This is a genomic window from Shewanella basaltis, from assembly GCF_023283885.1.
GTDB lineage: Bacteria > Pseudomonadota > Gammaproteobacteria > Enterobacterales > Shewanellaceae > Shewanella > Shewanella basaltis.
The window spans coordinates 1-529 of record NZ_JAKILA010000056.1 but is presented as its reverse complement, the minus strand read 5'-3'; the positions used below and the strand labels follow the sequence as shown (position 1 = coordinate 529).

The window sequence follows — 529 nt, the reverse complement described above, 5'->3', positions numbered from 1 at the left end:
TTTCCCCCGTAGGGCGTATGCGGTATTAGCAGTCGTTTCCAACTGTTATCCCCCTCGACTGGGCAGATCCCTAGGCATTACTCACCCGTCCGCCGCTCGCCACCTCAGGAGCAAGCTCCCTTGTGCTGCCGCTCGACTTGCATGTGTTAGGCCTGCCGCCAGCGTTCAATCTGAGCCATGATCAAACTCTTCAATTAAAGTTTTGTTGAATCTTGCGATTCAGCTCAATGAATTCTGATTGCTTATTTCACCAAAGTGAAATAAGTCTTTTGTACATATTGCTATGAACACTCATCGTTGCATTGAGTTTAAATTTTTTGATTGCCTACATTCCGAAGAACAAGAAGACAATTTCGAATAACTCAATACCTGTGAATGTCCACACAGATTTCTTGTTTAGATTGTTAAAGAGCGTTGATGCCGTGTTTCGTGCATCGCCTTTGACGCTAGGTCGTCGGCTTGGGCTGCGTATTCTACGCTTTCCCATCTTCGCGTCAAGTGTTTTTTCAAACTTTCTTTTCGCGCTGAA

1 rRNA gene is annotated in these 529 nt (G+C 45.4%); it reads right to left on the bottom strand.

The features are described 5' to 3' along the window. Positions 1–197 (bottom strand): 16S ribosomal RNA (locus tag L2703_RS18925); the annotation flags it as partial. Positions 198–529: the final 332 nt, after the last annotated feature.